The 9,341-nt window shown below is 72.2% G+C and carries 7 protein-coding genes and 1 pseudogene; 5 read left to right on the top strand and 3 right to left on the bottom strand.

What is annotated here, in order from left to right; genetic code table 11:
• Positions 1-888: pseudogene (locus GPJ59_RS28525) on the bottom strand (hypothetical protein); the annotation flags it as partial.
• Positions 889-1,069: 181 nt separating this feature from the next.
• Between GPJ59_RS28525 and GPJ59_RS28530 the strand changes: the two are divergent.
• Complete coding sequence (locus GPJ59_RS28530) at positions 1,070-2,263, top strand: argininosuccinate synthase (RefSeq protein ID WP_219670582.1); 1,194 nt, start codon at positions 1,070-1,072, stop codon at positions 2,261-2,263.
• Positions 2,264-2,398: 135 nt separating this feature from the next.
• Positions 2,399-3,826 carry an argininosuccinate lyase gene (argH, locus tag GPJ59_RS28535; protein ID WP_219670583.1) on the top strand — a complete coding sequence of 476 codons (1,428 nt, stop codon included), beginning with the start codon at positions 2,399-2,401 and terminating at the stop codon, positions 3,824-3,826.
• A 111-nt stretch (positions 3,827-3,937) separates the two neighbouring features.
• Here the strand turns inward: argH and GPJ59_RS28540 are convergent, their stop codons facing one another.
• Positions 3,938-4,441 (bottom strand): hypothetical protein, encoded by a 504-nt coding sequence (locus GPJ59_RS28540; protein WP_219670588.1) that lies wholly within the window; start codon positions 4,439-4,441, stop codon positions 3,938-3,940.
• An 85-nt stretch (positions 4,442-4,526) separates the two neighbouring features.
• On the opposite strand from GPJ59_RS28540, the gene GPJ59_RS28545 reads away from it, so the two are divergent.
• The 3 genes from GPJ59_RS28545 to GPJ59_RS28555 all read left to right on the top strand — a co-directional run bounded on the left by GPJ59_RS28545 (position 4,527) and on the right by GPJ59_RS28555 (position 8,196).
• The gene (locus tag GPJ59_RS28545; RefSeq protein ID WP_219670584.1) at positions 4,527-5,078 is read left to right on the top strand and encodes a TetR/AcrR family transcriptional regulator; all 552 of its coding nucleotides are present in this window, start codon (positions 4,527-4,529) and stop codon (positions 5,076-5,078) included.
• Positions 5,075-6,619 (top strand): MFS transporter, encoded by a 1,545-nt coding sequence (locus tag GPJ59_RS28550; protein WP_219670585.1) that lies wholly within the window; start codon positions 5,075-5,077, stop codon positions 6,617-6,619. The genes GPJ59_RS28545 and GPJ59_RS28550 overlap by 4 nt, the downstream gene beginning before the upstream one ends.
• A 101-nt stretch (positions 6,620-6,720) precedes the next feature.
• Positions 6,721-8,196: a membrane-associated oxidoreductase gene (locus GPJ59_RS28555; protein ID WP_219670586.1), complete on the top strand. Its 1,476-nt coding sequence runs from the start codon at positions 6,721-6,723 to the stop codon at positions 8,194-8,196.
• A gap of 50 nt (positions 8,197-8,246) precedes the next feature.
• On the opposite strand, the gene GPJ59_RS28560 is transcribed toward GPJ59_RS28555, so the two are convergent.
• Positions 8,247-8,873, bottom strand: a complete 627-nt coding sequence (locus GPJ59_RS28560) for a lysophospholipid acyltransferase family protein (RefSeq protein WP_258025051.1) — start codon at positions 8,871-8,873, stop codon at positions 8,247-8,249.
• Between the last annotated feature and the right edge of the window lie 468 nt (positions 8,874-9,341).

The following is a 9,341-nucleotide window of genomic DNA, read 5'->3' on the forward strand; positions in this document are numbered from 1 at the left end:
GAGCAGAGCATCGACCGCGTCGTGGTTCGCCCGGCCTGCCGCCTTTCCGCGCGGCCCCCCGGCGGCCAGCGCCTGCAGGGCGGCATCGGTCCACATCCGGGCCGTCACCGGATCGCGCTCGGCCGCGGCCGCCCGGGCGAGCTCCCGTACGCCCGCCGCGCCCCGGCCGAGGACGATGCGGGTGGCGAAGCGCCGGGTCGCCGGATCGGTACTGCCGCGCAGGCCGGTCAGGATCGCATCGGCCGTGCGCCGGCGCGGGGGGCCCGTGAGGAGGCCGACCCGCCACCACTGGGCCAGGCGCGGCGGCCGGTGGTGCAGGGCGGCCTCGAACAGCTCCACCACCCAGGCGCCCTGCTCCCGCCCGCCCAGCCGCAGGGCCAGGGGGACCGTGGCGGACAGGGTGAGCTCCGGGTAGCCGGCCAGCGCCAGGACCAGCTCCCGCCGCGCCCGGGCGCGTACGGCGGGCACCCAGTCGGCACACCGGATCACGATCAGCGGCAGCGGCACCTGCCGGGTCCTGAGCGCGGCCTCGCGGACCCGGCCGTCGGGGTGGCACGCCCGCAGCGCGAGATGGAGGTCCACGGCGGGGCTGCCCGGCGCCACCGGCCGCACCGCGGCGGGACCGCCCAGCACCACCGGCCGCTGTGGCTCGTGGCCGTGGTACGCCACCGCGCTCCGGGTGGCGGGACCGCCCTGCGCCGCCGGCCGCTGCGGCTCGTGGCCGTGGCCGTGGTACGCCACCGCGCTCCGGGCCGCCAGGTCGAAGGCGAGCCAGGCGTGCGGCGAGCCCCAGGTCAGCGGTCCGTGCGCCGGAGGGTCCTCGCCGCGCAGCAGCGAGTACGCCACCGCGCGCCCGTGTGCCGTCTCGTGCCGCCGCCCCGTCGCCATGTGCCCTCCCTGTGCCGGCACCGCGTGACTCGTGATGCCGAGGCTCCGAGCGTAAGGGGGGCGCTCGTGCGGCGCCGCGGTATTTCCGCTGGTCATGGACGCCCCCGAAAGGCCGATTGACGAAACATACGGAGTCATGCATAGTTATGCCTGTCGTTGATTGCACCGTAAGGAGAAACCCGTGACCGAGCGCGTCGTACTCGCCTACTCGGGCGGCCTGGACACCTCCGTCGCCATCGGCTGGATCGCCGAGGAGACGGGCGCCGAGGTCATCGCCGTTGCCGTGGACGTCGGCCAGGGCGGCGAGGACCTGGACGTCATCCGCAAGCGCGCGCTCGCCTGCGGTGCCGTCGAGGCCGAGGTCGCGGACGCCAAGGACGAGTTCGCCGACGAGTACTGCCTCCCGGCGATCAAGGCCAACGCCCTCTACATGGACCGCTACCCGCTGGTCTCGGCGCTCTCCCGGCCGACCATCGTCAAGCACCTGGTCGCCGCCGCGAAGAAGCACAACGCCGGCATCGTCGCCCACGGCTGCACGGGCAAGGGCAACGACCAGGTCCGCTTCGAGGCCGGCATCCAGGCCCTCGGCCCCGACCTGAAGTGCATCGCCCCGGTCCGCGACTACGCGATGACCCGGGACAAGGCCATCGCCTTCTGCGAGGCGAAGAACCTTCCGATCGCGACCACCAAGAAGTCCCCGTACTCCATCGACCAGAACGTCTTCGGGCGGGCCGTCGAGACGGGCTTCCTGGAGGACATCTGGAACGGCCCGATCGAGGACATCTACGAGTACACCTCGAACCCGGCCACCCCGCGTGAGCCCGACGAGGTCGTCATCTCCTTCAAGCAGGGCGTGCCCGTAGCCATCGACGGCAAGCCCGTCACCGTGCTCCAGGCCATCCAGCAGCTCAACGAGCGGGCCGGCGCCCAGGGCATCGGCCGGATCGACATGGTCGAGGACCGCCTCGTCGGCATCAAGTCCCGCGAGGTGTACGAGGCCCCCGGCGCGATCGCGCTGATCACCGCCCACCAGGAGCTGGAGAACGTCACCGTCGAGCGCGAGCTCGCCCGGTACAAGCGGCAGGTCGAGCAGCGCTGGGGCGAGCTCGTCTACGACGGCCTGTGGTTCTCCCCGCTCAAGCGGGCCCTGGACGGCTTCATCGACGAGGCCAACCAGCACGTCACCGGCGACATCCGGATGACCCTGCACGGCGGCCGCGCCGTCGTCACCGGCCGGAAGTCGGAGGAGTCCCTCTACGACTTCAACCTCGCCACCTACGACACCGGCGACACCTTCGACCAGTCCAAGGCCCAGGGCTTCATCGACATCTTCGCCCTTTCCGCGAAGATCGCCGCGAAGCGCGACCTCGGCTGATCCCGGCGCCCGCGACCGGGCTGATCCCGGCGCCCGCGGCGCGGGCACCCATGTGACGGCCGGCCTCCCCGTTACCTCCGCGGCGGGGAGGCCGTTGCACACCCGAAGCCATGCAGTGATCGAGGAGCATCAGCAGTGAGCAGCAACAACGGTGACGTCCGGCTCTGGGGCGGCCGGTTCGCCGACGGCCCCGCCGAGGCCCTGGCGAAGCTTTCCGCCTCCGTCCACTTCGACTGGCGCCTCGCCCCGTACGACATCGCCGGCTCCCGCGCCCACGCCCGGGTGCTCCACAAGGCGGGGCTGCTCACGGCCGACGAGCTGACCCGCATGCTGGCCGGCCTCGACCAGCTGGAGGCGGACGTCGCCGACGGCTCCTTCACCGGGACCATCGCCGACGAGGACGTGCACACCGCCCTGGAGCGCGGCCTGCTGGAGCGGCTCGGCGCCGAGCTCGGCGGCAAGCTGCGGGCCGGCCGGTCCCGCAACGACCAGGTGGCCACCCTCTTCCGCATGTACCTGCGCGACCACGCCCGGATCATCGGCGGCCTCATCGCCGACCTCCAGGACGCCCTCGTAGGCCTCGCCGAGGCGCACGCCGACGTGGCCATGCCGGGCCGGACCCACCTCCAGCACGCCCAGCCGGTGCTCTTCGCCCACCACGTGCTCGCCCACGTGCAGTCCCTGTCCCGGGACGCGGAGCGGCTGCGCCAGTGGGACACCCGGACCGCGGTCTCCCCGTACGGCTCCGGCGCCCTGGCCGGCTCCTCGCTCGGGCTGGACCCGGAGGCGGTCGCCGCCGACCTCGGCTTCGAGCGGGGCTCGGTCGGCAACTCCATCGACGGCACGGCCTCGCGCGACTTCGTCGCCGAGTTCGCCTTCGTCACGGCCATGATCGGGATCAACCTGTCCCGGATCGCCGAGGAGATCATCATCTGGAACACGAAGGAGTTCTCCTTCGTCACCCTCCACGACGCCTTCTCCACCGGCTCCTCGATCATGCCGCAGAAGAAGAACCCGGACATCGCCGAGCTGGCGCGCGGCAAGTCCGGCCGCCTGATCGGCAACCTGACCGGCCTGCTCGCCACCCTCAAGGCCCTGCCGCTGGCCTACAACCGGGACCTCCAGGAGGACAAGGAGCCGGTCTTCGACTCCTGCGACACCCTTGAAGTCCTGCTGCCCGCCTTCACCGGCATGATGGCGACCCTGACGGTCAACCGGGAGCGGATGGAGGAGCTCGCCCCGGCCGGCTTCTCGCTCGCCACGGACATCGCCGAGTGGCTGGTCAAGCAGGGCGTGCCGTTCCGCGTGGCGCACGAGGTCGCCGGCGAGTGCGTCAAGGAGTGCGAGGCGCACGGCATCGAGCTGGACGAGCTGACGGACGAGCAGTTCGCGAAGATCTCCGAGCACCTGACGCCCGAGGTCCGCACCGTCCTCGACGTGCCCGGCGCGCTGGCCTCCCGCAGCGGCCGCGGCGGCACCGCGCCGAGCGCGGTCGCCGTCCAGCTCACCGAGCTCAAGGCGGACCTGGTCATCCAGCACGCCTGGGCCAGGCACAAGCGGTAGCGCCACCCACAGCCATCCGTCCCGCAGGGGCGGCAGCGGCCCGTCCTCCCCGGGGCCGCTGCCGCCCCTCATGCGTTCCCGGGGCCCGTCCCCGTCCCCGGTCCGTGCACCTCAGAGGCCCTGTGCCCACCGCGCGAGCGCGTCGAAGTCCTCGCCGGTCAGGCCGACCCGCTCGTCGACGTACCGCAGCAGCGCGTGGGCCGGGTGGCGCTGGTCGACGTACGCGCGGTCCAGGTCCGTGACGTCGTCGTCGATCCAGGCGAAGGGCCGCCCGGCGGCGTACTCCAGGACGTACTGGGTCTTCCAGAAGGTGCCGCGCGGCGCCCACCCGTGCATCTCCGGCCAGTCGACGTACGGCAGCCGGGGCAGCCCCAGGTGCGGCCCGATCCAGTCGTTCGCCTCGTCCTTCCAGGTGGTGGCCCACACCAGCTCGTAGAGCTCGGCGAGGGCGAGCAGCCCGGCGCCGTGCCCGGGGTTCAGCCAGACCCGCAGCGGCCGGTCGGTGAAACCGGTCGGACGCATCCGGTGGGTGGTGTAGCCGGGCGGGCGGCGGTGCGGCTTCGCGGCGTAGGGGTTGAGCGGTCCGTCCACGTCGATCAGCAGGAGTGGCTTCATCACACTCAGTGTTCCTTTCTGCCTCGGGTGAGGCACATCAATATTGAATGAGACATCGACGTCTCATTTGAGGTATGGTGGTCTCATGGCAATGGATCGTGACCAGGTGCTCCGCGCAGCCGCCGCGCTGCTCTCCCGCAAGTCGACCGCCACCATGGACGAGGTGGCCCGGGCCGCCGGGATCGGCCGGGCGACCCTGCACCGGCACTTCGCCGGGCGGGACGCACTGGTGCGGGCCCTGGAGGACCTCGGCATCCGCGAGTTCGAAGGGGCCTTCGACCGCGCCCGGCTCGACGAGGGCAGTGCCGTGGAGGCCCTGCGTCGACTGGTCGCCGAGTCCGAGCGCGACGCCCAGCTGCTGGCCTTCCTCGTCACCGAGAACCAGCTGTTCGAGGGCGACCAGATCAACGAGGGCTGGGCCCGGCTCGACGCCCGGGTGTCCGCCCTGTTCAAACGCGGCCAGGAAGAGGGCGACTTCAGGATCGACCTGAGCCCCGCCTGGCTCACCGAGGCCCTCTACGGCCTCATCGGCACCTGCGCCTGGGCCGTCATGGACGGCCGGGTCGCCGCCAAGGACTTCCAGTACATGATCACCGAGCTGCTGCTCGGTGGCGTCCGACGGAGTGTGGAGAAATGACCGCGACCAAGCAGCTCACGCAGGAGAACGGGACGGGGGCGGGGAGCTCCGGACGCTGGCTCGCGCTGTCCGTGCTGGTGCTCGCCGTGCTGCTGGTCGCCGTCGACGCCACCGTCCTGGGCCTGGCCACCCCCGCCCTCAGCGAGGACCTCAAGCCCACGGGCAGTCAGCTGCTGTGGATCGGCGACATCTACTCCTTCGTCATCGCCGGCCTGCTCGTCTCCATGGGCTCCCTCGGTGACCGGACAGGCCGCAAGAAGCTGCTGCTGACCGGTGCCACCGCCTTCGGCGCCTTCTCCGTACTGAACGCCTACGCCACCAGCCCCGAGATGATGATCGCGGCCCGGGCCCTGCTCGGCGTGGCCGGCGCCACCCTGATGCCGTCCACCCTCGCGCTGATCCGGAACATCTTCCACGACCCGAAGGAGCGCAGCCTCGCCATCGGCATCTGGGGCGCCACCGCCTCCGCCGGCGCGGCCGTCGGCCCGGTCGTGGGCGGCTTCCTGCTGGAGCACTTCTACTGGGGCTCGGTCTTCCTCATCAACCTGCCCGTCATGGCCGTCCTGGTCCTCGTCGGCATCAAGCTGCTGCCCGAGTCCAGGAACCCGGTCGCCGGCCCCTGGGACCTGCTCAGCGTCGCCCTCTCCCTGGTCGGCGTCATCGGCCTCGTCTACGCCGTCAAGGAAGCCGCCACGCACGGCCCCACCGGGGAGGTCTGGGTGGCCGCGGCGCTCGGCGCCGGCTGCCTGTACGGATTCGTGCGCCGCCAGTTCGCCCTGAGCGCGCCGCTGCTCGACATGCGCCTGTTCCGCCACCGCGGCTTCTCCGGCGCCGTCCTCGCCGACCTGCTCACCGTGTTCGGCCTGTCCGGGCTGGTCTTCTTCCTCTCGCAGTTCCTCCAGCTGGTCCAGGGCCGCTCTCCCCTCGAGGCAGGCCTGGCCGAACTGCCCGCCGCCGTCGGCGCCGTGGCCACCGGCCTGGTGGCCGGCCGCTTCGCCCGCCGGTTCTCCGTGCGCGCCGTCGTCACCGGCGGCCTCGCGGCGATCGGGCTGGCGCTCGGCGTGGTCGCCCTGGTCCACCGGGAGACCGGCTACCCGCTGCTCGGTGCCGCCCTGCTGGTCGTCGGCCTCGGCGCCGGCTTCTCCTTCACCGTCACCGCCGACGTGATCCTCTCCAGCGTGCCCAAGGAGCAGGCCGGTTCGGCCTCCGCCGTCTCCGAGACGGCCTACGAGCTCGGCGCCGCGCTCGGCATCGCCCTGCTCGGCTCCGTGGTCACCGGCGCCTACCGGGACTTCACCGCCCCGGCCGGGGTCCCGGCCCATGTCGCCGAGGCCGCCCACGAGTCGCTCGGCGGAGCCGTCGAGGCCTCCCAGGCCCTGGACCCGGCCACCGCGCAGACCATGGTCGCAGCCGCCCAGGACGCGTTCGTCGAGGGGCTGCGGCTCGCCAGCGGGGTCGGCGCGGCCGTCCTGCTGGCCACCGCGGCGGCCGCCTGGTTCCTGCTGCGCGGACAGCGGCTCCAGGACGGCGTCGAGCACTGACGCGTCAAGCACGGCGGAGGTGCCGAGCACTGACGCGGTGACAGCCGGGGGTGTCGCGACCGAAGTTGACAGTCGATCACGGTCGCGACACCATCCCGGCGATGGAGATCACCGACCTGACCCCCGCGGAACGCCGCGTCTGGGACGCCTTCCCGCGCGGCGAGGGCGTCGACTTCCGCGAGAGCCCCGACGAGCCCTCCGGCGACGGCGCCTCCTGGGGTCCCGAGCGCACGGTGCGCGCGGACGTCCTGCGCTCCCTGCTCCTCGGCGTCCCCCCGCAGGAGGGCCGGGTCGCCGGGCTCAAGCTCTACGGCGCGAAGATCGTCGGCAAGCTCGACCTCAAGTACGCCGTCGTGGACCACCCGATCCGACTGCGATCGTGCTGGTTCGAACGCAAACCCATGATGTACGGCGCCCAGCTGCGCGCCGTGGTCCTCGGCGACTCCACCCTGCCCGGCCTGACCGCCGCCAACCTCCGGGTGGACGTGGTCCTGCGGCTCTCCGGCTGCACCGTCGACGGCCCCCTCCGGCTCGCCGGCGCGCGGATGTCCGGCGGCCTCTTCCTCAACGACGCGGTCGTCCGCCCCAGCCCCCTCCCCGACGAGGCCGGTGAACCCCCGCTCCAGCTCAACCACGCCGAGATAGCCACGGACGTCATCGCCGACGGCCTCACCGTCCACGGCGAGTTCCGCATCAACGGAGCCACCGTCGGGGGCCAGGTCATGCTCGACCGGGCCCGGCTGATCAACCCCGGCGGCATCGCCCTGCACGCCGAGACCCTGTCCGTCGGCACCGACGTACGCGGCAGCCGGCTGACCGCCCGGGGCATGGTCAACCTCACCGGGGCCCGGATCCCCGGCCAGCTCTTCCTGGGACGGGCCCGGCTGGCCAACCCCGGCGGGGTGGCGCTGCGCGCCAGCAGCTGTGTCGTCGGCGAGTTCTGGCTGCGCAAGAGCCCCACCATCGACGGCATCGTCAACCTGCGCCGGAGCCAGCTCGACCTGCTGTGGGCCGAGCCGTCCGTCTGGCCGCCCGTGGTGCGCATGGACGGGCTCACCTACCGGCTGCTCCATCCGCACCTGCCCGCCGAGGAGCGGCTGCCGCTGCTGGAACGCGAGGAGGACGGCTATCTGCCGTACGCCTACGAGCAGTTGGCCGCCAGCTACCGCACCGTCGGCGACGAGACCGGCGCCCGCACCGTCCAGCTCGCCAAACTCCGCCGCCACCGGCGCACCCAGCCCCGCCACACCCGGGCGTGGGGCGTGCTCCAGGACGCCACCGTCGGCTACGGCTTCCGCCCGCTGCGAGCCGCTGCCTGGCTGCTGGCCCTGCTCGTGACGGGCACCCTCGCGTACGGTCTGACCCCGCCCCGCCCCCTGAAGGCGGGCGAGGCCCCGGACTTCAACCCGCTCTTCTACACCATCGACCTGCTCCTACCGATCATCGGCTTCGGGCAGGAGTCCGCCTTCGCCCCGTCCGGCTGGTACCAGTGGCTGTCCTACCTCTTGATCGTCACCGGCTGGATCCTGGCCACCACCACCGCAGCCGGCGTGAGCCGTTCGCTGCAACGGCAGTAGGCGTGCGAGGCTCGGGCCATGGAACCCGAGCCCCCGACCGGCCGGAGCGGCTACGCCGCTTCCTTGGCCTTCGTGGCGTACATGTCGACGTACTCCTGGCCCGACAGCCGCATGACCTCGGCCATCACCGAGTCGGTCACCGCGCGCAGCACGTAGCGGTCGCGGTCCATGCCCTCGTAGCGGGAGAACTCCATCGCCTCGCCGAAGCGGAGGGTGACCCGGCCGGGTCGGGGCATGCCCTTGCCGCCCGGCTGGAGCCGGTCCGTGCCGATCACCGCGAACGGGACCACCGGCGCGCCGGTCATCAGCGTCAGCCGGGCGATGCCGGTGCGGCCGCGGTACAGGCGGCCGTCGGGGGAGCGGGTGCCCTCGGGGTAGATGCCGAAGATCTTGCCCTCCTCCAGCACCCGGCGGCCGGTCATCAGCGCCGCGACTCCGCCGTTGGCGCCGTCCCGGTCCACCGGGATCATGCCGGTGCCGGTGAAGAACCAGGCCATCGCCCGGCCCTTGAGGCCCTTGCCCGTGACGTACTCGTCCTTGCCGATGAAGTGCACGGTGCGGTCCACGGCCAGCGGCATGATCATCGAGTCGATGAAGGTGAGGTGGTTGCCCGCGAGGATCACCGGCCCGGTGCCCGGAATGTTCTCGATGCCCTCCACACGGGTGCGGAACAGCATGCGCAAGACCGGTCCGACAGTGGCTTTGATGAGCGCGGTACGGAACAACGTGGGCCCTCCGGCGTCGACAAGCGGGACAGCACCGCCCGGGGGCAGTGCAGATGAGGACGATACTCGCGGGTCTGCTCTGATCGCACATCGGGTTCACAGGAGAGTTACGCCGTGTTGACGCACGTTTCCGCCATGTTCGGCCGCAGCTGGGCCGCCCGCCACCCGCCGCTGCCTACCATCGCTGCGCCGGTCAGGGCCGACGCCGCGGAGCTCCCGGGACCTCGGCATCTCGGCATCTCGGCACCGCGACATCTCGGCATCTCGGCATTTTGACATTTCGACATCTCGACATCTCGGTATCTCGTGAAGAGTCGACGACTGGGGAGACGACAGCCATGACACAGGGCGGGGCAGCGCGACGGGCGGTACTGGGGGCGGCGGTGCTCGCCGCGGGCGGCGGCGCGCTCGGCCTGGCGG

The organism is Streptomyces bambusae, from assembly GCF_019400985.1.
GTDB classification, from domain to species: Bacteria; Actinomycetota; Actinomycetes; order Streptomycetales; family Streptomycetaceae; genus Streptomyces; species Streptomyces bambusae_A.

Coding starts and splice junctions, on each gene's coding strand:
- GPJ59_RS28540 (WP_219670588.1), bottom strand. CDS start 4,441: ATGAAGCCACTCCTGCTGATCGACGTGGACGGACCGCTCAACCCCTAC.
- GPJ59_RS28545 (WP_219670584.1), top strand. CDS start 4,527: ATGGCAATGGATCGTGACCAGGTGCTCCGCGCAGCCGCCGCGCTGCTC.
- GPJ59_RS28550 (WP_219670585.1), top strand. CDS start 5,075: ATGACCGCGACCAAGCAGCTCACGCAGGAGAACGGGACGGGGGCGGGG.
- GPJ59_RS28555 (WP_219670586.1), top strand. CDS start 6,721: ATGGAGATCACCGACCTGACCCCCGCGGAACGCCGCGTCTGGGACGCC.
- GPJ59_RS28560 (WP_258025051.1), bottom strand. CDS start 8,873: ATGCTGTTCCGCACCCGTGTGGAGGGCATCGAGAACATTCCGGGCACC.